22 protein-coding genes are annotated in these 23,484 nt (G+C 66.7%); 7 read left to right on the top strand and 15 right to left on the bottom strand.

Translation table 11 applies throughout. From position 1 onward, the window contains the following. Positions 1-46 precede the first annotated feature (46 nt). Complete coding sequence (gene ald / locus ACFQQD_RS13150; protein WP_378090194.1) at positions 47-1,198, top strand: alanine dehydrogenase; 1,152 nt, start codon at positions 47-49, stop codon at positions 1,196-1,198. A 39-nt stretch (positions 1,199-1,237) separates the two neighbouring features. Next, complete coding sequence (locus ACFQQD_RS13145) at positions 1,238-1,957, top strand: GerMN domain-containing protein (protein ID WP_378090192.1); 720 nt, start codon at positions 1,238-1,240, stop codon at positions 1,955-1,957. Here the strand turns inward: ACFQQD_RS13145 and ACFQQD_RS13140 are convergent. Further along, on the bottom strand, positions 1,938-2,963 hold the full coding sequence (locus ACFQQD_RS13140; protein ID WP_378090190.1) for a helix-turn-helix domain-containing protein: 1,026 nt from the start codon (positions 2,961-2,963) through the stop codon (positions 1,938-1,940). The genes ACFQQD_RS13145 and ACFQQD_RS13140 overlap by 20 nt on opposite strands. A 188-nt stretch (positions 2,964-3,151) precedes the next feature. Here ACFQQD_RS13140 and ACFQQD_RS13135 point away from each other — a divergent pair, with 188 nt between their 5' ends. Together ACFQQD_RS13135 and ACFQQD_RS13130 are read left to right on the top strand one after the other, a co-directional pair. Then, a complete protein-coding gene (locus ACFQQD_RS13135) occupies positions 3,152-4,774 on the top strand; it encodes a flavin-containing monooxygenase (RefSeq protein ID WP_378090188.1) in 1,623 nt (540 codons plus the stop codon). Next, positions 4,771-5,700, top strand: coding sequence for an alpha/beta hydrolase (locus tag ACFQQD_RS13130; protein ID WP_378090186.1), 930 nt, complete (start codon positions 4,771-4,773; stop codon positions 5,698-5,700). The genes ACFQQD_RS13135 and ACFQQD_RS13130 overlap by 4 nt, the downstream gene beginning before the upstream one ends. Positions 5,701-5,718: 18 nt before the next feature. On the opposite strand, the gene pdxT is transcribed toward ACFQQD_RS13130, so the two are convergent. From pdxT to ACFQQD_RS13115, 3 genes are all read right to left on the bottom strand, one after another. Continuing rightward, positions 5,719-6,342: a pyridoxal 5'-phosphate synthase glutaminase subunit PdxT gene (pdxT, locus tag ACFQQD_RS13125; protein WP_378090183.1), complete on the bottom strand. Its 624-nt coding sequence runs from the start codon at positions 6,340-6,342 to the stop codon at positions 5,719-5,721. Positions 6,343-6,433: 91 nt separating this feature from the next. Next, positions 6,434-7,408, bottom strand: a complete 975-nt coding sequence (gene pdxS / locus ACFQQD_RS13120) for a pyridoxal 5'-phosphate synthase lyase subunit PdxS (protein WP_378090181.1) — start codon at positions 7,406-7,408, stop codon at positions 6,434-6,436. Positions 7,409-7,528: 120 nt separating this feature from the next. Continuing rightward, entirely contained in the window at positions 7,529-8,374 is an 846-nt protein-coding gene (locus tag ACFQQD_RS13115) for an HpcH/HpaI aldolase/citrate lyase family protein (RefSeq protein ID WP_378090179.1), read from the bottom strand. A gap of 150 nt (positions 8,375-8,524) precedes the next feature. Between ACFQQD_RS13115 and ACFQQD_RS13110 the strand changes: the two genes are divergently transcribed. Both ACFQQD_RS13110 and ACFQQD_RS13105 read left to right on the top strand, forming a co-directional pair. Further along, the gene (locus tag ACFQQD_RS13110; RefSeq protein WP_378090177.1) at positions 8,525-9,286 is read left to right on the top strand and encodes a hypothetical protein; all 762 of its coding nucleotides are present in this window, start codon (positions 8,525-8,527) and stop codon (positions 9,284-9,286) included. A gap of 94 nt (positions 9,287-9,380) precedes the next feature. Next, entirely contained in the window at positions 9,381-10,166 is a 786-nt protein-coding gene (locus tag ACFQQD_RS13105) for a PadR family transcriptional regulator (RefSeq protein WP_378090175.1), read from the top strand. A 15-nt stretch (positions 10,167-10,181) separates the two neighbouring features. Here the strand turns inward: ACFQQD_RS13105 and ACFQQD_RS13100 are convergent, their stop codons facing one another. The 8 genes from ACFQQD_RS13100 to ACFQQD_RS13065 all read right to left on the bottom strand — a co-directional run bounded on the left by ACFQQD_RS13100 (position 10,182) and on the right by ACFQQD_RS13065 (position 19,445). After that, on the bottom strand, positions 10,182-11,555 hold the full coding sequence (locus tag ACFQQD_RS13100; protein WP_378090173.1) for an aminomethyl transferase family protein: 1,374 nt from the start codon (positions 11,553-11,555) through the stop codon (positions 10,182-10,184). 138 nt (positions 11,556-11,693) lie between these two features. After that, entirely contained in the window at positions 11,694-13,253 is a 1,560-nt protein-coding gene (locus tag ACFQQD_RS13095; RefSeq protein WP_378090171.1) for a long-chain fatty acid--CoA ligase, read from the bottom strand. Between the two features lie 220 nt (positions 13,254-13,473). Further along, the gene (locus ACFQQD_RS13090; protein WP_378090169.1) at positions 13,474-14,472 is read right to left on the bottom strand and encodes an ABC transporter substrate-binding protein; all 999 of its coding nucleotides are present in this window, start codon (positions 14,470-14,472) and stop codon (positions 13,474-13,476) included. A 241-nt stretch (positions 14,473-14,713) separates the two neighbouring features. Continuing rightward, positions 14,714-15,724, bottom strand: a complete 1,011-nt coding sequence (locus tag ACFQQD_RS13085; RefSeq protein WP_378090167.1) for an ABC transporter substrate-binding protein — start codon at positions 15,722-15,724, stop codon at positions 14,714-14,716. Positions 15,725-15,784: 60 nt separating this feature from the next. Beyond that, entirely contained in the window at positions 15,785-16,285 is a 501-nt protein-coding gene (locus tag ACFQQD_RS13080) for a MaoC family dehydratase (RefSeq protein ID WP_378090165.1), read from the bottom strand. A gap of 85 nt (positions 16,286-16,370) precedes the next feature. Continuing rightward, a complete protein-coding gene (locus ACFQQD_RS13075) occupies positions 16,371-17,564 on the bottom strand; it encodes an acyl-CoA dehydrogenase family protein (protein WP_378090163.1) in 1,194 nt (397 codons plus the stop codon). After that, complete coding sequence (locus ACFQQD_RS13070) at positions 17,557-18,456, bottom strand: amidohydrolase family protein (RefSeq protein ID WP_378090509.1); 900 nt, start codon at positions 18,454-18,456, stop codon at positions 17,557-17,559. The genes ACFQQD_RS13075 and ACFQQD_RS13070 overlap by 8 nt, the downstream gene beginning before the upstream one ends. A 59-nt stretch (positions 18,457-18,515) precedes the next feature. Beyond that, positions 18,516-19,445, bottom strand: coding sequence for an SDR family NAD(P)-dependent oxidoreductase (locus ACFQQD_RS13065; protein ID WP_378090161.1), 930 nt, complete (start codon positions 19,443-19,445; stop codon positions 18,516-18,518). A 184-nt stretch (positions 19,446-19,629) separates the two neighbouring features. Between ACFQQD_RS13065 and ACFQQD_RS13060 the strand changes: the two genes are divergently transcribed. Beyond that, a complete protein-coding gene (locus tag ACFQQD_RS13060; RefSeq protein WP_378090160.1) occupies positions 19,630-20,127 on the top strand; it encodes a MarR family winged helix-turn-helix transcriptional regulator in 498 nt (165 codons plus the stop codon). Between the two features lie 45 nt (positions 20,128-20,172). Here the strand turns inward: ACFQQD_RS13060 and ACFQQD_RS13055 are convergent, their stop codons facing one another. From ACFQQD_RS13055 to ACFQQD_RS13045, 3 genes are all read right to left on the bottom strand, one after another. After that, the gene (locus ACFQQD_RS13055; RefSeq protein ID WP_378090507.1) at positions 20,173-21,528 is read right to left on the bottom strand and encodes an NAD(P)-binding domain-containing protein; all 1,356 of its coding nucleotides are present in this window, start codon (positions 21,526-21,528) and stop codon (positions 20,173-20,175) included. A gap of 362 nt (positions 21,529-21,890) precedes the next feature. Then, positions 21,891-22,583 (bottom strand): 3-oxoacid CoA-transferase subunit B, encoded by a 693-nt coding sequence (locus ACFQQD_RS13050; protein ID WP_378090158.1) that lies wholly within the window; start codon positions 22,581-22,583, stop codon positions 21,891-21,893. 8 nt (positions 22,584-22,591) lie between these two features. Then, on the bottom strand, positions 22,592-23,353 hold the full coding sequence (locus ACFQQD_RS13045) for a 3-oxoacid CoA-transferase subunit A (RefSeq protein ID WP_378090156.1): 762 nt from the start codon (positions 23,351-23,353) through the stop codon (positions 22,592-22,594). Positions 23,354-23,484: the final 131 nt, after the last annotated feature.

Genomic DNA, 23,484 nt, shown 5'->3' with positions numbered 1-23,484 from the left:
TGGCGGCCCCCTCCCCGAAACACCTGAGAACCGATAGCGTCAAGTCATGCTGATCGGCGTACCCACCGAAATCAAGAACAACGAGTTCCGCGTCGGCCTCACCCCCGCCGGTGTCACCGAACTCGTCCACCACGAGCACGAGGTCCTGGTCCAGTCCGGCGCAGGCCTCGGATCCGGCATCACGGATCAGGCCTACCGGGATGCCGGAGCGAGACTGGCGCCCACGGCCGAGGAGGTCTGGGAGCAGGCCTCCTTGGTATTGAAGGTCAAGGAACCCGTCGGCCCGGAGCGGCAGCTGATGCGGCGCGGCCAGACCCTGTTCACCTTCCTGCATCTGGCCGCCAGCCCGCAGCTGACCCAGGCGGTCTTGGACTCCGGGACCACCGCCATCGCCTACGAGACCGTCACGCGCGGACGGTCACTCCCGCACGCACTCCCCCTGCTCGCCCCCATGAGCCAGGTCGCCGGGCGCCTCGCCCCGATGGCCGGCGCCTACCATCTGACCCAGGCTCAGGGCGGCTCGGGCATGCTCCTCAGCGGTGTCCCGGGCACCCGGCGCAGTCGCGTGGTGGTGATCGGGGCCGGCGTCGCGGGTGAAGCTGCGGCCGTCATCGCCGCGGGCATGGGCGCGGAGGTGACCGTGCTGGACATCAATCTCGACCGCCTGTCGTACCTCGACTCGGTTCACGGGGGCCGGCTGCGCACCCTGGCCTCCTCCACTCTGCACATCGCCGAGGCGGTGGCTGATGCCGACCTGGTCATCGGGTCCGTGCTGATCCCCGGTGCCGCGGCGCCCAAGCTGGTCACGGCTCCGATGGTGGCCACCATGCGCCCGGGATCGGTCCTCGTGGACATCGCCATCGACCAGGGCGGCTGCTTCGAGAACTCGCGCCCCACCACGCACCAGGAGCCCACATACCGGGTCGGCGAACAGATCTACTACTGCGTGGCGAACATGCCCGGCGCCGTCCCGCAGACCTCCACCACCGCTCTGACCAACGCGACTCTGCCCTACATCCTGAGGATCGCGGACCGCGGTTGGCGGGAGGCTCTGGCCGCCGACGAGGGCCTGCGCGAGGGACTCACGGCGCACGACGGCGTCCTCACCCATCGCGGCGTGACCGAGGCCGTGGCCGAACCGCTGGGACTGGACCCGCAGCGGGACTACCGGCCGGCGTCGGACGTGGTGATGTCCTGAATGGCTTTTCGCGTCCGGGCACTCGTCTAGGCTCAGAGCATGCGCCAGACATCACTCGCCCGACGCCCCTTGCTCGCCACCGCAGCCCTCGCCGCCACCCTCACCCTCGGCCTGAGTGCCTGCGGCACCGGTGGAGACGATCCCTCCGAGAGCCCGACGGCCTCCGATACCGCCAGCGCCACCGAGAGCCCCACGAGCAGCCCCTCGGCCACCGAAACCACCGAACCGACGACGTCGGCCCCCGCCTCTCCGAGCGAGTCGCCGTCCAGCTCGGCACCGGCCTCCACCTCGCCGGCGGCTCCCTCCTCGACGCCCGCGTCCGAGAGCCCGCAGGCCGCTGAAGCCACCGTCTACTGGGTGTCCCTGGCCGGCGAGGGGCCCACCGGGATCGAGTTCCCGGGCTGCGGTGACTCCCTCATCGAGTCCACGGCCGAGGTCTCCGGAGCCGGCGAGGTCGGCGAGCCCTCCCGCGTGGAGGCCGCCATTCAGGCACTGCTGAACCAGAAGAAGTACGACGTCGGCCAGTCCGGGCTCATCAACGCCCTGTACCAGTCCGAGCTCACCCTCGAGGACGCTTCCATTAGCGGTGACACCGTGACCGTCGAACTTTCCGGTATGCCGATCTCCGCGGGCACGTGCGACGACCCGCGCATCATCGCCCAGCTCGAGAACACGGCGATCGCTAACGCGGGCGTCTACACCGCCACGATTCTCGTCGACGGCACGCCCATCAGAGACGTCATGAGCCAGAAGAACTGATCCGAGCGTCTTTCCGGGCTGCTTCGCGAACGTCGCTGGGCGATTGGCCGAAGCGGGCCGTGAAGGCTCGTGAGAAGTGCGCCGGCGAGCTGAAGCCGACCGCATGGGCAGTCTCTTTGACGGACCGGTGACCGGCGGGATCTTCCAGCAGGTTGTGGGCGCGATCCAGACGCAAAGCGCGGGCCCATCTCACCGGAGTGGTGCCGGCCTGCTCGAACAGCTTGAACAGGTAGCGCTCCGAAATGTTCACGGCTGAGGCGATCTGTCGCGGCGTCACCGCGCGAGGATCGGCCACGTGCCGCGAGATGTACATCCGAGCGTCGGCCAGCAGCGCTTCGGCGGGCCGCTGTTCCCGGCCGGCACCAGTCTGCTCGCGCAGGGCCGTGACGGCTAGCGTGAGGGCGCTCGTCACCGCCGAGTAAGACGCCTGGTCGGAGCGGGCCTCGTCATTCTGGGACAACGAGAGCAGCAGCTGGGAGGCCAGTCGCGAGATCCCGTGGTCGGCCCGGACCGCGACGGCGGTGAGGCTGCCCAGATCCGGCAGCTCAGCGTCCACCAATTCCTTGGGCACCTTGAACAGTGCTTGTCTGGTGCGGCCACCCAGGAAGTCGAAGATGTAAGGCCGTTCGGTGTCGAAGACGAAGAAGTCCCCGGGCGCCTTCTGCCGGGCCGTCCGACCGTCCTGCATGACCATGCCTTCGCCTTCCACCAGCACCGCCACCTGGTAGTAGTCGCCCGGGTGTCGCCGGATGGAGGAAGCCGAGCGGTTCACCCGGATCGGATCGGCCGTTACCTCATCGATCGAGCATCCTCCGAAATCGGTGCGGTGCATACGCCCGGAATACCCGGTTTCCGGCGTCAATCGGGCCGAGGACTCGATGTCCACATCCACGTAGTGACGGACCAGCAGACTGTGCCAATAGTCGAACTGCTCTCTGGCCTTGACCCGGCCGGTGGACACTGCGATATGTCCGAGGTGCTCGGAGGGTGCAATGGTGCGTTCCACGGAGATCTCCTCACCGTTGATGGCTGCCCGAACGAGTCTAGACAGTGGCTTGCATCACACTGCACCGTGCGGCCGCGGTCATCGGGTCGTGCAGTGAGGATCACGTCACCGCTCCTTGACCGTCCCTAGGGTGAGGCCAACAACGCGAACACCAGCGAATACAGGACACCTCAGTCGAAGGAGACGCCGTGGGCACGAACAAGATTCTCGATGTCGCCGTCGTCGGAGCGGGCTTCGCTGGCCTGCACATGCTGCAGCGCGCACGGCAGTCCGGGTGGGACGCCCGCGCGTTCGAGGCCGGCGGTGAGGTCGGTGGCACGTGGTACTGGAACCGGTATCCCGGGGCCCGGTGCGATTTCCCGAGCCTGGATTACAGTTACGAGTTCGACGACGACCTCCAACGGGAATGGGTATGGTCCGAGCGCTACCCCTCGCAGCCGGAGATCTTGCGGTATCTGAATCACGTGGTGGACCGCTACGACCTGCGGGACCGGGTCGAGCTCGGCGCCCAGGTGACCGCCGCCGTCTTCGATGAGTCCGCCGAGCTATGGGACCTGACCGTGCACACGGCTGCCGGTTCCCGTACCGTTCGCGCGCGCCACGTCGTCCTGGGCACCGGTGCCCTCTCGGCGCCGAGGTTCCCGGACGTTCCCGGACGGGAGGACTTCCAGGGGGAGCAATTCCACACGGCGGCGTGGCCGCAGGAACCGGTGGATTTCCGCGGCAAGCGCGTCGCCGTCGTCGGGACGAGTTCTTCCGGCACTCAAGTCATCTCGGCGATCGCGCCTGACGCTGCGGAGCTGCACGTGCTGCAGCGCACGCCCAGTTATGTGGTGCCGGCGCGGAACCGGCCACTGCAGGAAACCGAGCGACGTGAGCTGCTGAGCGACCTGGAGGGTTACCGCGAGCGCGCCCGGGCGGCTTTTCTCGGCGTGGACTTCCCCTCGGCCGGGCCCAGCGCTGCCGAGGCCGACCCGGACGAACGCGAACGAGCCCTGGAAGAACGCTGGGCCCAGGGCGGTTCAGCGATCCTGGGCGCCTATGACGACGTGCTGGTCAATCAGGAGTCCAACGACGTCGTCGCCGACTTCCTGCGCCGCAAGATCACCGAGACGGTCCAGGACCAGGAGACCGCCCGCCAGCTGATGCCCGAGTATCCGGTCGGGGCCCGGCGGATCGTGGTGGAGAGCGACTATCATGAGGCGTTCAACCGGCCCAGTGTCCACTTGGTCGATACCCGCGAGCGGCCACTGAACCGGGTGACGGCCGAGGGTGTGGTGGTCGGGGACGACCTGATCGAGGTGGACATGATCGTGTTCGCCACCGGGTTCGACGCTCTGACCGGTCCGGCCTTGGCCATCAATCCGGTGGGCCGGGACGGGATCACCCTGCGCGAGGCCTGGTCCGCCGGTCCGGTCACCCTGTACGGCGTCATGGTGCACGGCTTCCCGAACCTCTTCCACATCGCCGGACCAGGCAGCCCCTCGGTGCTCAGCAACGTGGTCCGGTCGATCGAACAGCATGTGTCCTGGATCGGTGATCTGCTCAGTTCGATGAAGCGCCAAGGGCAAACGGTCGTCGAACCGACGGAACAGGCACAGGCAGACTGGGTGGCGCACGCCAACGAGGTGGCTGACGCCACCCTGCTCCCGACGACGGCCTCCTGGTACCTGGGCGCCAACGTCCCCGGCAAACCCCGCGTGTTCATGCCCTATGCGGGAGGAGTCCCCGGATACCGGGACATCGTGGAACGGGCCGCGGCGGCGGGGTATCCCGGTTTTCATTTCCGACACGAGAGGAACGCAGCGTGAAGATCAATCCAGAGATTCTCCAAGCCTTGGAGGCCATCCCCGACTCGGAACCCCCGCCGCCCGGAGACGCCCTGGCGCTGCGGGAGATGTTCATCGGCATCTACACCGGCGTGGCTCAAGCCGATGCTCCGGCCCCGCACGTCGAGCGCACCGAGGTATCCGCCGTCTCCGCGGACGGCACGGCCGTTCCCGCCCGCCTGTACCAGCACCGGGATTCCCGCCCGGGATCAGCCATTGTTTACCTGCACGGCGGCGGCATGATGGGCGCCAGCGTTGATCTGTATGACTCCTTCGTGGCCGCTTACGTGGAGCGCACCGGCGTCCCGTTTCTCTCCGTCGACTACCGGCGCACTCCGGAGGCGGCGTGGTCTACTCCCATGGAGGATTCCTGGGCCGGGCTCGCATGGCTCCTCGACCACGCCGCCGAACTCAGCGTTGACCCCGGCCGGGTAGCGGTGATGGGTGACAGCGCGGGCGGGACCCTGGCGGCCGGCGTCGCCGTTCTGGCTCGGGACCGCGGCGTGGACTTGGCTCGCCAGATCCTCGTCTATCCGATGCTGGACGACCGCAACACCGAGCCGGACCCGGCCTTGGCGCCCACCGCACTGTGGACCTACGAGAACAACACCACCGCCTGGGATGCCCTGCTCGGGGACGCTCGCGGCGGACCGGAGGTGCCGGCCACAATCGCCCCGGCCCGCCTGCAGGACGCCACGGGACTGGCTCCGGCGTACATCGAGGTCGGTGGGGCGGACATCCTCCGCGATGAGTCGCTGGCCTACGCGGCCCTGCTCGCCCGGCATGACGTGGACGTGGAGTTCCACCTGCATCCCGGTGCCGTACACGCTTCCGACCGGATGGCTCCAGAGGCTGACGTCACTCGCCGGCAGTTCGCGGACCGGGACCGCGTGATCGGGGAACTGTAGCGGCAGGCTATTCGCGGGTTATCCGCGGGCGGCGACGATTCGCTCGAGGAAGTACCGGTGGAAGGACCAGTCGCCGGTGACCTCGGGGTGGAAGCTGGTGGCCAGCAGGTTGCCCTGGCGCACCGCCACGGGCTCGCCGGTCTCCACGCGGGTCAGCACCTGCACCTCCGGGCCTGACTGGGTCACCGCGGGGGCCCGGATGAACACCGCGTGCACCAGTTTGTCGGACACTTCGTCCACCCCGAGTGAGGTCTCGAAGGACTCCACCTGGGAGCCGAAGGCGTTGCGCCGGACGGTGATGTCCAGTCCGCCCAGGCTCTGCTGACCGGTGATCGGATTGGCGATGCGGTCCGCCAGCATGATCATCCCGGCGCAGGTGCCATACACGGGCAGGCCGTCGGCGACGGCCGACTGGATGGCCGGAGCCAGACCCAGCAGCCGGGAGAGCTTGTCCATCACGGAGGACTCTCCCCCCGGGATGATCAGTCCGTCCAGGCCCTCCAGGTCAGATCCGGAGCGGACTTTCGAGACCCGCGCGCCGAGCGCGGTCAGCACCCGCTCATGCTCGGCCACATCTCCCTGCAGAGCGAACACCCCGACGGCAGGCTGATCCCCCGTCGTCTTGATCCCCGTCATCGTCATCGCACACTCCTCATCCGACAACCCCCTCCACACAGCACTTTGCGGGCAGAACGAACCGGTTCGTTCTGCCCGCAAAGTGAAGGGGTGGGGGTTACCAACCGCGTTCGGCGAGCCGGTGCGGGGCGGCCAGATCGCCGACGTTGATGCCGACCATGGCCTCACCCAGACCGCGCGAGGCCTCGGCGACGGCGCCGGCGTCGTTGTACTGGGCCGTGGCGCGCACGATGGCAGCCGCCCGCCCGGCAGGGTCGCCGGACTTGAAGATGCCGGAGCCGACGAACACCCCGTCGGCACCCAGCTGCATCATCAGCGCGGCGTCGGCCGGAGTGGCCACACCGCCGGCGGTGAAGAGCACCACGGGCAGCTTGCCCTCGCGGGCGACCTCGGCCACCAGCTCGTAGGGTGCCTGCAGTTCCTTGGCGGCGACGTACAGCTCGTCTTTGGACAGCGCGGAGAGCCGGGCGATCTCCCCGCGGATGGTGCGGATGTGCTTGACGGCCTCGGAGACGTCGCCGGTGCCGGCCTCGCCCTTGGAACGGATCATCGCCGCTCCCTCGGTGATCCGGCGCAGGGCCTCGCCGAGGTTGGTGGCGCCGCAGACGAAGGGAACGGTGAAGTCCCACTTGTCGATGTGGTTGACGTAGTCGGCCGGGGACAGCACCTCGGACTCGTCGATGTAGTCGACCTTCAGCGCCTCGAGGATCTGGGCCTCAACGAAATGACCGATGCGCGATTTGGCCATGACTGGAATGGAGACGGCATCGATGATCCCGTCGATCAGGTCCGGATCGGACATCCGGGCCACGCCGCCCTGGGCGCGGATATCGGCAGGGACGCGCTCGAGTGCCATCACGGCCACGGCGCCGGCGTCCTCGGCGATCTTCGCCTGTTCGGCGGTCACCACGTCCATAATGACCCCGCCCTTGAGCATGTCCGCGAATCCGCGCTTGACGCGGGCGGTGCCGGTGCGGGGCGAGCCCTGACCCGAATCGCTGATCGATCCCGGGGCAGGAGTGGAGACGTCAGGAGAGTAGGAGTCGGTAGAGGACTCGGGAGTGCTGTTCATGGTGTTCCTTCAGAAGCTGACTGGCGGGAATGACTGGCGGGAATGACTGGCGGGGTGACTCACGGCGGGACTGACCACGAGGGAATGGTCCACGCCGGTACACGGGAGAAATCTACCCGGTCACGCGTTCCAGAGGCCGTACGAGTCCGCCAGGTCGGCGATCTTCTGAGCACGGGCCAAACGGGGCAGGTAGGAGCCATCCCCCACCGAGGCTCCGGCCTCATGAGCCTGGAGCATATCCACGGCCCAGGCGACCTCGTCCTCCGACGGTGACAGGGCCAGGTTGATCGAATCGACCTGCTCACGGTTCAGGCAGAGCCGACCGGTCATGCCCATGGACTGAGTGGTCCGGGAGGTCTCCACCACCGCGTCATTGGGGTCGGCGACGCCGGGAGGACCATCGATCGCTCCGGGCAGCTTGCCCACCCTCGAGGCGATGACCAGGCGGGAACGCGCATAGGCCATGGCCATCGGATCGTCGGAGATGCCGGTGTCCTTGCGGAAGTCGTTGGTGCCGAAGGCCAGGCGAAAGGTGCCGGGGGCCTTCGCGACCGCGGTGGCGTTGTCCAGCCCGACGGCGGACTCGATCAGCGCGATCACGGGGGTGCCCGCACGCAGGCGCATGGCGGTCAAAGTCACCTGCTCGGGCTCCTCGGCCAGCGCCAGCATGACGCCGCGCAACCCTTCGGCTCCCGAGAGTGCCTCCAAGTCCTTCGCCCAGTCGTCCGTGCCGATGTCATTGATCCGCACCCAGGCGGACATGCCGCCGTTCAGAGCCTCCATAACGTTCGCCCGGGCAGCGTCCTTCTGTTTGGCGGGGACCGCGGCCTCCATGTCGAACAAGACCGAGTCCGCCTCCGAGGCGAGTCCCGGGGCGAAATCCTCCGGCTTGGCCGCATTCACCAGCAGCCACGAACGGCTCAGTTTGGCAGGCAGGGCGGCAGCACGACGGTTACGCAAGGGCATACAACAAGCCTACCGCCACACGGAACCACTGACCGGGGTGAGCCGGAGTAGGATGGGTGGGATCCCTAGCGGCACCTGCCAGAGCCCGGGCGGCCTTGAGTCGCCCCGATGGACCTGGTCCAGGCCAACCCACAGCAGTTCAGGAGTTCCATGACCGTCCGACGCCGACCGGACCGTTCGTCCGGCCGCCCAGACGCGCGCCGGGCCGCCGCGGGAGTCGGAGCGGCGCTGGCCGCCGTCGTTCTGGCGGGGTGCACGATCTTCCCCTCCCCCGACGAGTCGACTGACCAGGACGGGAATCCGCTGCCGACCGTGGATGCGGAGGGCTTCGCCGAACTGCCGCTGTACTTCGTGGCCCTCAACGGCGAATACCCGCCGAACACCACCGGTCGCGAGGTCGCGTGCCAAGACCTGCTGGTGCGGACCACAACCGTGCCGGTCAAGACGGAGGATCCGGTGGCATCGGCCATCGGATTCCTCCTCTCCGACGAGCAGTACAGCCATGGCGACCCAGCCGTGACCAACTCACTCGACCCCTCCGAGGACGACCTGCGCTACGTGTCGCACCGGGTGGAGGGTGACACGGTCGTGGTCGAGTTGACCGGTGACGTGGTCTCGCGCAGCCAGTGCGAGTCGTTCCGCATCCGGGCGCAGTTGCATCAGACCGCGGCCACCGCGGCGGGCGTCCCGAACGCGGAGATCCTCGTCGATGGGGTCCGCCTCGAGGACCTCTTGGCCATTCCGGATCTGGAGCTGGGTGAGGAGATCACCACTCCGCCGCGACAGCCCGAGCCCACCGAGGGTGCGGCCGAAGGCTCCCAGGGTGTGACCGAGGGCTCCGAGGGCTCCCAGGGCTCCGTCACCGAACCAGCCGGCTCATCTGCCGACACGTCACAACCACTATCCCCATAGTGATTTCGGCCTGTGGCCGATACAGTGGTGTGGATCACCCTCGCGCCTCGGTCGCAGAACACCGCCGAAGCGTCCGGCAGGAAGGATCGACTGCATGTCCCTGCGCAACGCGCTGCTGGCACTCCTCACCGTGGAGCCGATGACCGGTTATGACCTGGCCAAGCGCTTCGGGTCCTCGGTGGGCAACGTGTGGCACGCGCCGGACTCCCAGATCTACCCGGAGTTGCGCCGGATGCTGCAGGACGGACTGCTGGAATCCGAGGAAGTCCCGTGGGGACGCAAGGGCCGCAAGATCGAGTACACCATCACGGACAAGGGCCGGCAGGCCTTCGGCGAATGGATGGAGTCCGATCTGCAGTGGACCCGCGACCGCGATCCCATGCACCTCCGCGCCGCCTACTTCGAATACGCGAGCCCTGACCGGGCTCGGGCCCAACTCGCCGCCTATCGAGACCACATTCAGCAGATCCGCAGCATGTGGCAACAGCAGATCGACGAGGTCGTGGCGGGCACGTCCGAGACCCTGAACCGGCGTCTCGAGTCCGTTCCGGTCTCCCAGCACCGCCGCTCCACGGCCTTCAAGAAGTTCACCTATGAGGGCCTCGTGGCCCGCGCTGACGCCGAGCTGGCCTGGGCTGACCGCGGGCTGAAACTGCTGGACGAGCTGGACGAGCTGGACCGGATCGATCAGGCCAACGGTCTCGAGAAGTCCACAGGCACTGCGGGCGCCTCGAGCGCTGCGGGCGGTCCGAGCGCTGCGGACGCTTCGAGTACTGCGGACCTTGCGGGCACTTCGGACGACGGGGCTGGAACGGACGCTGAGCCAGCATCAGGCGACGGGACCGACGTCGGGCCCCGCCACCTGATTCAGCGCACCTGACTCAGCGCACCCGACTCAACCGTTCGCGCGGTAAGTGGTCCGCGCATACTCCTGGTACGGCGCCGGAGCCACGGTCGCACGGATCTTCACCTGCCGGTGGTTCTGGTCGACCTGCGGCTTGCGGGAGACCGGGTTCTCGCCCCAGACGACGTCGACCTCGGTGCCGTCCGGGATGTCCGCGTTCAGCGTGGCCAGGGACATGTACAGCTGCGGGTAGGCGACGTAGCCGGCGTCGGTCGAGATACCCACAGCCTCGCCGCCCTGGACCACCTCGTCCATCTGATAGAGGCCATAGCGGCCCTTCGGGAAGTCGAGGTACTTGGCCGGAGTGCCGTCCTCCACCTGTGACTTCACCACGGAGGCGACGTCGTCGGCGTTCCACAACAGCGTGACCTTGCGCCGGGTCTGGTTCTCCGCATGCTTCTCCAAGGCCTCGCGGCCGTGGAAGTCGTGGTCGAACCGTACGGAGCGGCCGAGACCGAAGTCGTACGGGGTGGCATAGTAGTCCTCGATGTTCTCCGAGTACAGCGAACCGCCGATCGAGCCGGCCCGGGCGGCCGGCAGCCACTCGCGATACTCAGCGAAGTCCTCGCCGAAGATGGCGGGGAAGGGGGTCGGGACCCAGCCGGATTCCAGTGGAGAGCTCGAGTACGCTTTGGCGCCCACCAGCCGGATCCCGAACTCCTGACCCGCCTCGAAGAGCGCCGCGTGCACCACCTCGTGGTCTTCCCACGGGCCGTAGAACTCGAAGCCGGGCTGCCCCGCCATGCCATGCCGCAGGGCCTTGACGTTCTTGCCCGCGATCGAGACATCGGCGATATGGAAGAACTTCACCTCCGGAACCGGGCCGCCGAAGACCTTCTCCATGACCTTGTCCGCCTCCGGACCCTGCAGCTCATAGCGGTACAGGGTCGGCGGGCCGGAGCGCATGTTCGAGTTCGGGTCCAGGCGGTGGTGCACGTCCTTGCCGGCGGCCTCGGCCTTCTCCACGTTGAACCGCACCCAGTCGATGAGCAGGTGGTGGCCCACCAGGACCAGACCCTCACGCTCGTCGGTGTTGAAGAACAGGATCCCGTCGCCGATCAGGTAGCCGTCCTGGTTGACGGAGATGAGCTGCTTGGCTCGGCCGGGCTGGAAGTTCTTGAACGTGTTCGGCGAGATGGACTGCAGCAACGGAATGAGGTCACTGCCACCCAGGAACAGCTGGGTCATGTGGTGTGACTGGTCCATGATCGCCACCGTGGTGCGCCAGGCGCGCTGCTCATCGCGCCAGTTGGTGAACTCCGGGGTGATCGGGAACGTGGCGGACGGCCAATCCTGGTTCCGCAGCAGCTCGACGGGGTTGCCCACGCGCTCGATGGCCTGGGCGAGGGTTTCAGTCTGTGACATATTCGTGGTCCTCCAGATCTGGCTGGGATCTCGCTCCACGGATTCTGGTGGGGGATTCACTCAGCCTGGTGCGCCCCACACTAGAGGCGCAGATCACACAGAGGAACGCCTTTTCCCTTTCAAAGGGAACGAACGGGCTCAGGTGCCGAACTGCTTGCGCAGGTCCGGCTTGCGGATCTTGCCGGAGGCCGTCCGCGGCATCTCGTCCGTGAACACCACCGACTTGGGGATCTTGTAGCGGGCGAGCTTGCCGTTGAGGAAGCTGATGACCTGCTCGGCGGTCAGCTCGTGGCCGTCACGGACCACGATGACGGCGCGCGGCACCTCGCCCCACTTCTCGTTCGGCACCCCGATCACCGCGACGGCGGCCACCTCGTCCATCTGGGCGATCTCTTGCTCCACCTGGGCGGGATAGATGTTCTCACCACCGGAGATGATCATGTCCTTGAGCCGGTCGGAGATGAACAGGAAACCGTCCTCGTCCCGGTAGCCCATGTCCCCGGTCTTGAGCCAGGTGCCGTCCTCGGCCTCCACGAAGGACTCCTCCGTGGCGTCCTCCCGGTTCCAATAGGCCTTGATGACGTTGGGACCCTGGACCTGGACCTCGCCGACCTCGCCGGGCGCACACAGCTCCCCCATCGGGTCGACCACGCGGACGAAGGTGTGGAAATGCGCCAGCCCGGAGGACCCCTGCTTGGGCCGCGAATACCTCGCCGGCAGGGTGGTCGCGCCGGGCGAGGTCTCGGTCATGCCGTAGCCGTTGGTGAAGGACAGACCACGCTTCTCGTAGGCCTCCAGCACCCGCAGCGGGACCGCGGAGCCGCCGCACGTGAGCTGACGCAGCGAGGAGATGTCCGCGCTCTCCCAGTTCGGGTGCTCGGCGAGCATCTGATAGGTGGTCGGCACCCCTGAGATGAAGGTGGCCCGGTGCCGCTCGATCAGCTCCAGCACCCGGCCCGGCTCAAAGCGGGGTTCCAGCACCAGCGTGCCGCCCTTGAGCAGCGTCGGCAGCGCACCCATGCCCAGGGAGGCCACGTGGAACATCGGCGCGATCATCAGGGCGACGGCATCGCTGGTGATGTCGAAATCGGTGAGCACATTGAACGCGTTCCACGTCAGGTTGCCGTGCGTGAGCATGGCGCCCTTCGGCTTGCCCGTAGTGCCGGAGGTGTACAAGATGATGGCGAGGTCGTCGAGTTCCACGCCCACGTCGGGCCGTGTCGGCTCGCCGCAGGCCAGCAGCTCTTCATAGTCGACGGGAGCGAGGTCGCCATCCTGACGCTCGGCCGGCACCGGGGTGCCGTCCTGCACCAGAGCCAACAGCCCGACGTCGGTCCCCCGGCTCCCGGAGACCGCCAGCGGTTCCATGGTGGCCGAGGCAATCAACACCGTGGATCCGGAGTCGGTCAGGGCGAAGGCGACCTCCGGCGGAGCCAGGCGTGTGTTGAGGGGGACGAACACCCCGCCCAGGGACCCGACGGCGAACAGCGCCTCCAGGAACGACGGATAGTTCTCGCCCAGGTACGCGACCCGATCGCCCTGCCGGACGCCACGGGCGGCGAGCGCGTCAGCCAGGCGATCGATGCGAACGGCCCACTCGTCATAGGTCAATTCACCGGCCGCGCTGATCACGGCGGTCTGCCCGGCGGACTTGACGCGGCGGCGGTGGATCCAGTCCCCGATTCCACGATTGTTCATGGGTGTCTACTCCTCACGGCAATGGCTGTGCGCTGAACCACACTCTCGTTCATTGTGGTGTATTCAGTTGAGTATTTCAATGATTGTCCTCGACATTCGTCACTGATCCGGGGGTGCCAGGACGCACGCCGGCCCCGCCCAGGCGAACCTGGGCGGGGCCGGCGTCGTTCACGGTCGAGATGCGCGTGAGGCGCTGCTCATCGCGTGCTCATGCGGCCGTTTATTCGGCGATGAGGTCCTCCGTCGGCGGAATCTCGTCGATCAGGCCGGAGTCCAGCGAGAGTTCCGCAATCCGCTCGAGGGAGGCCACGTCGTGCTCCTGCGGGAAGCGAGGCATGGTCAGCTCCTCGATGACGTCCTCTTCCAGCGAGGTGTACTCGGGCAGGACGGCCTTGGCCTCGTCCGGGTGATCGGTGGCGTACTGCTGTGACTCCTTCATCGCCGCGCGGAACGAGTCCACGAGCTCCGGGTTGCTTTCGATCATGCTGTCAGTGGTGAAGTACCCGGCGATGGACAGATCCGGCACTGGCTCGGCGTACTGGGCGTAGACGCGCTTGGCGCCCGCGGCCTCGGCCAGGGTCACGAAGGGCTCGACGGCCGCGATGGCGTCCACGTTGCCGGCCTCGAGTTGGCTGACCATGTCCGGGAAGGGCATCTCCACGTAGTCGATGCTCTCGGGGTCGCCGCCCTCTTGCTTCATACCCTCGGACACCACGGAGTCGTTGATGTTGTTCAGGGTGTTCACCGCGATGCTCTGGCCCTCGAGGTCAGCCATGCTCGTGACGTCCGAGTCCTCCGGGACCATCACGTGTGCGTAATCGTCCTCGGCGTTGCCCGTGGTCTGCGGACCGGTGGCCACGATCTTCAGAGGCAGGCCGGCGTCGCGACCGACGATCAACGAGGTGACATTGGAGAAACCGAAGTCCATCTGACCGGACTGGACGGCCGGAACGATGGCGGCTCCGCCCTGAGCGAGCGTGAGTTCGGGGTCCAGGCCGTGCTTCTCGAAGATGCCCTCCTGCACGCCCAGGTAGATCGGGGCCACGTCCACGATCGGGATGACGCCGACCTCAATGGGGGTCAGCTCCCCGGACTGTGCGCCCGACTCGCCGCCCTCAGCGGAACTGCCGCCGCCACCGGACGGCGAGCCGGACCCGCACGCCGTCAGCGCGAGCAGAGTGGCCGCGCTCAGGGCGGCTATACGGATTTTCCTCATCATGGCGGTGCTCCTGGTTCACACAGTGCGAGTTCGGCAGCGGGCTGGGGATAGCTCCGCGCCGGAGATGTGAGCTACATCCTACTCAGGCGTAGCTTGTGGCAACAAGAGATTTAGATGATTTGTTCAATAATGGCGCCTTGGCACAGTCCACACAGAGCGGTGCCCCGGACCAGATGGCCCGGGGCACCGCCGCGTGATCACGAACTGCGTGATTACGAGAACTGCGTGATCGTCTCGTGCGTTACTGGATGAAGAGCTTCTCCGGGTCCGGCGCCTGCTCGATGAAGCCGTACTTCACCGCCAGCTCTGCCGTCTCGTTGAGCTGCTCGGTGCGGATCTCCCCGCTCAGCTCCTCCATCTTCAGGTTCTCAGCGACCTCTTCGGGCAGATCGATGAACTCGGGCAACAGCGCACGGGTGCCCTCCGGGTCCTCCTCCGAGGCCGCCAGCGACTCGGTCATGGCCTCGGCGAACCTCGAGACGACCTCAGGGTTCTCCTCGGCGTAGGCGCCGGAGGTGAAGGTCACCATAGTGGGCATGCCCGGGATCGCGTCCTGGAACGAATATCCGACCAGCGAGTTGTCCGGGTTCTCCAGAGCACTGGTGAGGAACGGCTCCGGAATCCAGATGGCGTCCGCGTTATCGCGTTCCAGCTGGGCCGCCATGTCCGGGAACGGCATCTCCGTGAAGTTCAGCTTCTCCGGATCCGCTCCGGCCTCCTCGGCATCGGCCATGATCGTGAGGTCACCGAGAGTGCGCAGAGCATTGATCGCGGTGGTCTTGCCCTCCAGGTCCTCGTAGCCCTCGATCCCGCTGTCCTTGGTGGTGACGACGCCGGCGATGTCATCACCCTCGGCCAGCGAGTTGGAGTATCCGGCCACCACACGCATGTCGAGGCCCTGGTCCACCGCGGTCATCACGGACAGCGGGTTGCCGACGCCGAAGGTGATCTGCTGATTCGAGACGGCCGGCAGCATGGCGGCACCGGCGTTCGAGGTGGACAGCTCCACGTCGAAGCCGTGCTCTTCGAAGATTCCCTCTTCGATGCCGTACTGCACGCCCACGGACGGGGCGATCGGCAGCACGCCGACCGTCACCGGGGTGAGCTCTCCGGAGGCGCCGCTGCCTTCCGAGGCTCCGGCCGACGTCGAGCCCTCACCGCCTCCCGACGGCGAACCGGAGCCGCAACCGGTCAGCGTCAGGCCCGCGACGGCGACGGTGGCCATCAAGGATACGAGCTTCTTCTTCATCATTTCTCCTGGGTGTCGTGTCCGGTGGGGGTACCGGACGGCGATGACCTGAGTGCGAGTGCGTCAGGCGTAGAAGCGGGACAGGAAGGTGGCGACGACGGCGGGGCGGTCCTCGCCTTCGATCTCGATGGTGCCGTCGGTCACCAGGTGCAGGCCGTTGCCCTTGACCTCGGAGACCTCCTTGACGACACCGTGCATGCGGATACGGGCACCAACCTTCACCGGCGAGGTGAAGCGGACCTTGTCCAGTCCGTAGTTGACCTTGGTTTTCACGCCGGTGACGTCGAACAGCTCGGACCAGAACGGGATGATCATGGACAGCGTTAGGAACCCGTGGGCGATGGGGGCGCCGAACGGGCCCTCTTTGGCACGCTCGGGGTCCACGTGGATCCACTGGTGGTCATCCGTGGCGTCCGCGAAGGTGTTGACCATTTCCTGGGTCACCTCTCGCCACTCCGAGTAGCCGAGGTCCCGGCCGGCCAGATTCTTGACGTCCTCGAACGACACAACTGTTTTGGCTGCCTCGGCTGCCTGGGCGGTCTGTTCAGTGCTGGATTCACTCATGGGTTCTCCTTTGCCTTGTGTTCTACATCACAATAGTTGGTAAATGCAATGGTCTACGGATAACGGTTGGGTGGTGTGCCGGCTCTCAGACGAAGGCGCCGACGCCGGTCACGGCCCGGCCCACGATCAGCGCGTTGACCTCGTGGGTGCCCTCGTAGGAGTAGACGGCCTCGGCGTCGGCGTGGAAGCGCGCGACGTCGGTGTCGAGCGTGATGCCGTTGCCGCCACAGACCTCGCGGGCCAGGGCGGTGGTCTCCCGCAGACGCAATGAAGTGAACATCTTGGCCAGGGCCGAATTCTCGTCGCGATAGATGCCCTGGGCCTGCTGTTCGGTCAGCTGCACCACCATGCCCAGCGAAGCGGTGAGGTTGCCGAGCATCACCGCGAGCTTCTCCTGGATCAACTGGAAGCCAGCCAGCGGACGGCCGAACTGTTCGCGCTGACGCACGTACCGCTGCGCCGCCTCGAAGGCCCCGGCCTGAGCCCCGGCGGCCATCCACGCCACGTCGGAACGCATGCTGCGCAGGCACCGGCTGACGTCCTTGAAGCTGCTGATGCCCTGGAGCCGGTCGGCCTCCTCCACGCGCACGTCTGTGTAGGTGATGTGCGCGTTCTGCATGATGCGCAGACTGGCCTTGTGGTGGATCTTCTCCAGGTGCATTCCCTCGGCGGTGCGCGGCACCAGGAAGCACTTGACCTGTCCATCGTCCTCATCGCGAGCGAATGTGGCCAGGACGTCCGCTTCGAGGGCGCCGCCGATCCAGCGCTTGGCGCCGTTGATCACCCAGGACCCGTCCGATTGGCGCCGAGCCGAGGTCGCCAGGCCGCCGGCCACATCGGAGCCGTGGTCCGGTTCGGTCAGCGCGAAGACGCCATTGAGGGTGTAGTCGCGGATCTGCGCGTCGAGCTGTTCTGCCTGTTCCGGAGATCCACCCAGCAGACAGACGGTGCGGAACAGGCCGGCCTGCGCGTTGACGTAAGTCCCCACGTTCAGGTCCAGCCGGGCCAGCTCGAAGTTCCGGAATCCGGTCAGAATGTCCCGGACCGGCTCCCCCGCCGCCTTCAGCGCCGGCGGGTCCATCAGCCGCAGGTCCCGCAGCGGCTGCCGGATCTCGTCCGGGAAGGTGGCCGCGTCCCAGTGCTGGTTCAGATGCGGACGCACCTGCTCCTCCAGCACCGTGCGCAGTTCGGTCAACACGGTCCGTTCCGCCTCGGTCAGTCGCTCCGCGAAGCCGTAGAGGTCCGAGGGGATGACGGCTCCGGTCACCGGCTCACGCATCGGAAGCCCCGCTTCCTGCAGCGGAGCCGGAGGCTGTACCGGATCCGGAGGCCTCTGCGGAGCCCAGGCCGAGCAGCTTCACGGCGTTCTCCTTGAGGATCAGCGGCCGCACCTCATCCTTGATGGGCAGGTCGGCGAAGGCGCGCATCCACTTCTCCGCCGTGATCAGCGGGAAGTCGGTGCCGAACAGCACCTTGCGGGAGAGCACGTTGTTCGACTGCCGCACCAGGGACTCCGGGAAGTACTTCGGCGACCAGCCGGAGAGGTCGATGTACACATTGGCCTTGTGCGTGGCGATCGAGTTCGCCTCGTCCTGCCACGGCACGGAGGGGTGGGCCATGATGATCGGCAGCTGCGGGTAGTCCGCGGCGACCTCGTCCAGCAGCAGCGGATTCGAGTACTTGAGCTTGATTCCGCGACCGCCGGGCAGGCCGGCACCCATGCCGTTCTGACCGGTGTGGAACACGCACGGCAGACCGATCCGCTCCAGCTCCGCCCACAGCGGGGCGAACTGTTCGTCCGTGGGGTCGAAGCCCTGGACGGAGGGATGGAACTTGAAGCCGCGCACGCCCAACTCATCGGCCTGGCGGCGAGCCTCGGTCACGGCGGCTTCACCCTTGCGGGGGTCGACGCTGCCGAAGGGAATCAGGACGTCGTTGTTCCGGGCACAACCGGCCACGAGGTCGTCGATCGAGTTCGGCTCGTGCTTCATCTGCGTGCTGGCGTCCACCGTGAACACCACGGCCGCCATCTGCTGAGCGCGGTAAGTCTCGGCGATCGTATCCACGGACGGGGTCCGCTCGGCCGCCTTGAAGTACTTGGAGGAGGCCTCCATGACGTCGTCCGGCATGGACACGTGTCCGTGGTCGTCCTTCTCCAGGTGAACGTGCATGTCCACCGCGGTGATCGCCCCGGGGTCGACGGCGCATTCGTAGCGCACGGAATCCCCGCTCACTTGGCGTCCTGGGGCTGCAGCTCGGCCGGCAGCTCCGGCATCTTCTCGCCGACGGTCTGGAGGTTGGCCTCCAGGAGGGCCTTGCCCTCGGAGAGCATGGTCTCGTAGTCCCAACCGCCGTCGTGGTATTCGGTGACGGCCGGTTCGGGGTGGGACCAGATCTGCAGGCGATCGCCACCGACGCCGATGGCCTGGCCGGAGATGCCGGCAGCGGCGTCCGAGGACAAGAAGGCGATGACGCCGGCCACGTCCTGCGCCGGTCCGAAGCCGAGTTCCTTGCGGAAGAACTCGGGCATGGCCTCGCCGCGCTCATCGGCCTCGACGGCGGCGCGGAAGAAGGGGATGGTCTTGGTCATGGCGGTGGCGGCCACGGGGATGACGGCGTTGACGGAGACGCCCGCCTTCTTCATCTCCAGCGCCCAGGTGCGAACCATGCCCACAATGCCGGCCTTGGCGGCGGCGTAGTTCGTCTGGCCGAAGTTGCCGCGCTGACCGGTCGGCGAGCCGATGGTCACGATCCGGCCGGCCACACCGTTCTCCTTGAAGTAGGCGAAGGCCGAACGCACGCACGTGAAGGTGCCCTTGACGTGCACGTTGATGACGGCGTCGAAGTCCTCGTCGGACATCTTCAGCAGGGACTTGTCCCGGAGGATGCCGGCGTTGGTCACCAGGATGTCGAGGCCGCCGAAGGTGTCCACGGCCGTCTTGACCAGCTGATCCGCCGTCTCGGTGGAGCCGACCGGGGCGACCACGGCGGCGGCCTGACCGCCGGCGTCGGTGATCGAGGACACAGCGGCGTCAGCAGTCTCCTGATTGACATCGTTGATGATGACGGAGGCGCCTTGACGGGCCAATTCCTGCGCGTAGGCGAGACCGAGCCCGGCGCCGGATCCGGTCACGATGGCCACTTTGCCGTTCAGGGACATGGGTTTCTCCTTGAGATCTGGGGGTCACTACGGGATCAAGTGCTTCTGATCACCATGACAGCCCATACCGTTGAGAAAGTCAATGATGTACATTCCCTAGCAACACCCGGTGGCCGCGGTGTGGCCACCGACCCCGGGCTATACTTGAAAATATCAACGATGTGACGAACGGTTGCGAGAATCCATGTCTACTTCCACTGACAAAGCCACCCCGGCCGCCCCGGCTTCTTCGCTTGTCGACGGCATGGACGGCATCGAGCGTTTCCTCGATTCAGAGCTGGCCGGCCAGATCGATTTCCTCATCGCCCGGGCACGGGGGCGGGGATCGGGTCAGGCCAATCAGATGCTGGCCGACCTGGACCTCAAGGTCCGCCAGTCCTCGGTCCTGGCGCTGGCCGCGAGTGGATTGAACCCCTCGCAACGGGAGATGGGCGAGTTCCTGGCCCTGGACCCCAGCCAGATCGTGGCCCTCGTGGACAACCTGGAGGACCGCGGCGCGGTGCAGCGGGAGACTGACCCCCGCGACCGCCGTTCCAAGATCATCGTCGCGACGGAAGCCGGCCACGAACTGCACCAGAAGGCCCGCCAGATCCTCGCCGAATCCGAGGATGTCACCCTAGCGACGCTGTCCCCGCGGGAACGCAAACAATTGCGCGCCCTCCTGCTGAAGATCGCGTTCTAGCTCCCGCCCCGCAGGGCTTCCGCGAGGCGGGAGACAAAAATTGCGTCAGGCGGTGGAGCCGGAGGAGGGACCGGCGATGAGCTCGTCGAGCTCGGTCTGCTCCGGCACGGAGAGGTAGCGCTCGAGGGAGTCGTCCAGCTCGTACAGCCACGCGGTGTGGTGCTCCGCGGCCATCGTCCCGGTCATCACCGAGCGGTGCGGAATGTCCCGGTAGGTGAGGATGTTCTCCTTCTTGTCCTTCTTCCAGTCCAGGAAGATGCGGACCACCTCGTCCAGGTCGAACATCGGATAGTCGGTGGCCTCGATGAGGTCCCTGATGTAGTCGGCCTGGAACCGCACCGCATCGGCGTCTCCGTCGAGAGCCTCGAAGCGGGCGCTCCAGGACGCCCTGTGCTCAGCACGCTCTTCCGCCGAGGGCAGAGTCGCACGGCCCATGATGAGGTCCCGGACGTACCAGGCCTGGGCGTCGAACATGTTGAAGGTGAACCACTGGTCCTGGGCGCCCAGGTAGTAGACGTGCGGGTTCTTCTCCCAGACCACGCCCCGGTACAGACCGGCCGGATAGATGTTGTTGCTGGATTTCAACGCCAAGTCGGAGGGCAGGAACGGGTACTTGTGCAGGTAACCCGTGCAGAGGATCACGGCATCGAACTGGCGGGTCTGGCCGTCCGAAAAGTGCGCGGTGTCGCCCTCGAATCGATCGATCAACGGCAGTTCCTCCATGCCCTCGGGCCAGGCATAACCCATGGGCGCGGTGCGGTAGCTCATGGTCACCGAGCGGGCACCCATCTTGAACGACTGCACGCCGATGTCCTCCGCCGAGTAAGACGCCCCCACCAGCAGTACGCGCTGGTCGGCCAGCTTCTCGGCGCCGCGGAAGTCGTGGGCGTGCTGCAGGATCCCCGGAAAGGTCTCGATGCCCTTGATCTCCGGGACGTGCGGGAAGGAGAAGTGTCCGGTGGCCACGATCACCTGATCGAACACGGAGGATGAGGTCACTCCGGTCGTGAGGTCCTCCACGGTGACCGTGAAAGTGTCGTCTTCCGCGTGATGTTCCACCCACCGCACCGCCGTGGAGAACCGGACCTTGTCCTTGACCTTGGACGTGCGGATGCGTCCATCGATGTAGTCCCAGAGGACCTCACGCGGCGGATAGGAGGAGATGGGACGGCCGAAGTGCTCGTCGAAGGTGTACTCCGCGAACTCGAGCGCCTCCTTGGGGCCGTTCGACCACAGGTTGCGGTACATCGAGGAGTGGACCGGCTCGCCGTACTCGTCGATGCCGCTGCGCCAGTCGTAGTTCCACTGTCCTCCCCAGTCGCTCTGTTTCTCGAAGCAGACCACCTCGGGAATCTCGTCGCCTGCGCGCTCCGCGGACTCAAAGGCCCGTAGTGCCGCCATGCCGCTCGGTCCGGCTCCGATCATCGCAATACGCTGTTGAGGCACAGTTACCCTTCCGGCCGTCGTCGGCCTGTTCTCGATCCATCGATGGATCCTGATGGAGGCAGACGACTTCGGGCGCAGGTTCACGCGCCACGGCCTCAACATCAGGACCACACATCCACCCGGGGCCACGACCTTCGCCGACGGCACCGCCGGCGCATGCCAGCGTCACCGCTGACGTTCTCGGTCCGCTCCCGGGTGCGGTGCCCTCTGGTGGGCACCGTCAACCCTTCGACGGTAACAAACCGTGTTTGCAGATGCAGACAGGTGACGGCGGGCAACGGCCGGGCGGGCCGGCCGTCGTCGTTCTCGGTGCTGAGTCAGTCCACGCGCTCGAACGTGACGTCCGGGTGCTTTTCCTGCAGTTCCTCGAAGGTGATGCCGTGCAGTTCGCGCACCTTGACGATGCCGGACTCGTCCAGCAGCAGGATGGCCTTGTCGGAGTAGATCCGGGAGACGCATCCGACGCCGGTCAGCGGGAAGGTGCACTCGGCCATGACCTTGCGGTCGCCCTTCTTCGTGAACAGATCCATCATCACGTAGGTGTCCTTGGCGCCGATGGCCAGGTCCATCGCACCCCCGACGGCGGGAATGGCGCCGGGCTTACCGGTGGACCAGTTCGCCAGATCGCCGCGAGCGGAGACCTGGTAGGCACCCAGAACGCACACGTCCAGGTGACCGCCACGCATCATGGCGAAGGAGTCGGCGTGATGGAAGTAGGAGGCGCCGGGCAGCTCGGTCACCGGGATCTTGCCGGCGTTGATGAGATCCTCATCGACCTGCTCCCCCGTGGCGCGGGGCCCGAAGCCGAGCATGCCGTTCTCGGTGTGCAGCGTGACCCGCTGCTCCGGGGAGAGATAGTTGGACACCGTGGTGGGCTGACCGATGCCCAGATTCACGAAGGAGCCCGGGGCGATGTCCTGCGCGATGACCTGGGCCAATTCCTCCTGGGTCAGCGGGGTCTCGGTGCTGCGGAAGGTGCTGCTGTTCTGCTGAGGGGTCTGTTCGCTCATCGTCGTCCTCACTTCTCAGCGGCCAGCTCGGCCGCGGTCTTGGTGGCCAGGCTCGGCTTGGGCTTGCCGGCGGCGAGGGCTTCGCGTTCCTCGCGCTGTTTCACACCGGAGCCGGTGGGGATGCCTACCACGGTGTCCGTGTAGATGCCCGGCGTGACGATGACCTCGGGGTCCAGCGGCTCGTCCAGAATCTCGTCGACCTGCACGATGGTGTGCTCGGCCGCCGTCGCCATGACCGGACCGAAGTTGCGGGCGGTCTTGCGGTACACGAGGTTCCCGTACGGGTCCGCCGCGTAGGCCTTGATCAGGGCGAAGTCGGCGCCGATCGGGGATTCCAGCACGTAATGCTTGCCGTCGATCTCGCGCACCTCCTTGCCCTCGGCGAGCTCGGTGCCGTAGCCCGTGGGGGTGAAGAAGCCCCCGATGCCGGCCCCCGCGGCCCGCATGCGCTCGGCCAGGTTGCCCTGGGGGACGAGTTCCAACTCGATCTCCCCGGCGCGGTAGGCCTCGTCGAAGTGCCAGGAATCGGACTGGCGCGGGAAGGAGCAGATGATCTTGGCCACCCGACGCTCCTTGATGAGCAGGGCGAGGCCGGCGTCGGCCTGTCCGGCGTTGTTGTTCACGACCGTGAGTCCAGTCGCGCCTGACTCCAGCAGGGCATCGATCAATTCCATCGGCTGGCCGGCATTGCCGAATCCACCGATCAGCACCGTGGCGCCGTCGGTGACCCGGGAAACGGCCTCGGCGGCCGTGTCCACGAATTCGAGCATCTTTCCTCCTTGGAAGGTGGTCGTCTGAGGTGGTTCGGTACCACCAGGCGCAAAGTGACCTGACCACACCACTTTGGTGGGGGTGAGGTCACTTTGCGCCCCGTAGTGAGTGGGGTGGGGGCGGGGAGGTG

The organism is Citricoccus sp. GCM10030269, from assembly GCF_042665635.1.
Lineage (GTDB): Bacteria > Actinomycetota > Actinomycetes > Actinomycetales > Micrococcaceae > Citricoccus.
The sequence above is the reverse complement of the archived record's forward strand: the minus strand, read 5'-3'. Positions and strand labels throughout refer to the sequence as shown.

What these genes read in the sequence shown, in the direction of transcription:
- ACFQQD_RS13110 (WP_378090177.1), top strand. Translation starts at nt 8,525, where the DNA reads ATGACCGTCCGACGCCGACCGGACCGTTCGTCCGGCCGCCCAGACGCG.
- ACFQQD_RS13070 (WP_378090509.1), bottom strand. Translation starts at nt 18,456, where the DNA reads ATGCACGTTCACCTGGAGAAGGACGACCACGGACACGTGTCCATGCCG.
- ald (WP_378090194.1), top strand. Translation starts at nt 47, where the DNA reads ATGCTGATCGGCGTACCCACCGAAATCAAGAACAACGAGTTCCGCGTC.
- ACFQQD_RS13080 (WP_378090165.1), bottom strand. Translation starts at nt 16,285, where the DNA reads ATGAGTGAATCCAGCACTGAACAGACCGCCCAGGCAGCCGAGGCAGCC.
- ACFQQD_RS13055 (WP_378090507.1), bottom strand. Translation starts at nt 21,528, where the DNA reads ATGGCGGCACTACGGGCCTTTGAGTCCGCGGAGCGCGCAGGCGACGAG.
- ACFQQD_RS13145 (WP_378090192.1), top strand. Translation starts at nt 1,238, where the DNA reads ATGCGCCAGACATCACTCGCCCGACGCCCCTTGCTCGCCACCGCAGCC.
- pdxS (WP_378090181.1), bottom strand. Translation starts at nt 7,408, where the DNA reads ATGAACAGCACTCCCGAGTCCTCTACCGACTCCTACTCTCCTGACGTC.
- ACFQQD_RS13060 (WP_378090160.1), top strand. Translation starts at nt 19,630, where the DNA reads ATGTCTACTTCCACTGACAAAGCCACCCCGGCCGCCCCGGCTTCTTCG.
- ACFQQD_RS13115 (WP_378090179.1), bottom strand. Translation starts at nt 8,374, where the DNA reads ATGCCCTTGCGTAACCGTCGTGCTGCCGCCCTGCCTGCCAAACTGAGC.
- pdxT (WP_378090183.1), bottom strand. Translation starts at nt 6,342, where the DNA reads ATGACGATGACGGGGATCAAGACGACGGGGGATCAGCCTGCCGTCGGG.
- ACFQQD_RS13050 (WP_378090158.1), bottom strand. Translation starts at nt 22,583, where the DNA reads ATGAGCGAACAGACCCCTCAGCAGAACAGCAGCACCTTCCGCAGCACC.
- ACFQQD_RS13095 (WP_378090171.1), bottom strand. Translation starts at nt 13,253, where the DNA reads ATGAACAATCGTGGAATCGGGGACTGGATCCACCGCCGCCGCGTCAAG.
- ACFQQD_RS13100 (WP_378090173.1), bottom strand. Translation starts at nt 11,555, where the DNA reads ATGTCACAGACTGAAACCCTCGCCCAGGCCATCGAGCGCGTGGGCAAC.
- ACFQQD_RS13085 (WP_378090167.1), bottom strand. Translation starts at nt 15,724, where the DNA reads ATGATGAAGAAGAAGCTCGTATCCTTGATGGCCACCGTCGCCGTCGCG.
- ACFQQD_RS13090 (WP_378090169.1), bottom strand. Translation starts at nt 14,472, where the DNA reads ATGATGAGGAAAATCCGTATAGCCGCCCTGAGCGCGGCCACTCTGCTC.
- ACFQQD_RS13045 (WP_378090156.1), bottom strand. Translation starts at nt 23,353, where the DNA reads ATGCTCGAATTCGTGGACACGGCCGCCGAGGCCGTTTCCCGGGTCACC.
- ACFQQD_RS13105 (WP_378090175.1), top strand. Translation starts at nt 9,381, where the DNA reads ATGTCCCTGCGCAACGCGCTGCTGGCACTCCTCACCGTGGAGCCGATG.
- ACFQQD_RS13075 (WP_378090163.1), bottom strand. Translation starts at nt 17,564, where the DNA reads ATGCGTGAGCCGGTGACCGGAGCCGTCATCCCCTCGGACCTCTACGGC.
- ACFQQD_RS13065 (WP_378090161.1), bottom strand. Translation starts at nt 19,445, where the DNA reads ATGTCCCTGAACGGCAAAGTGGCCATCGTGACCGGATCCGGCGCCGGG.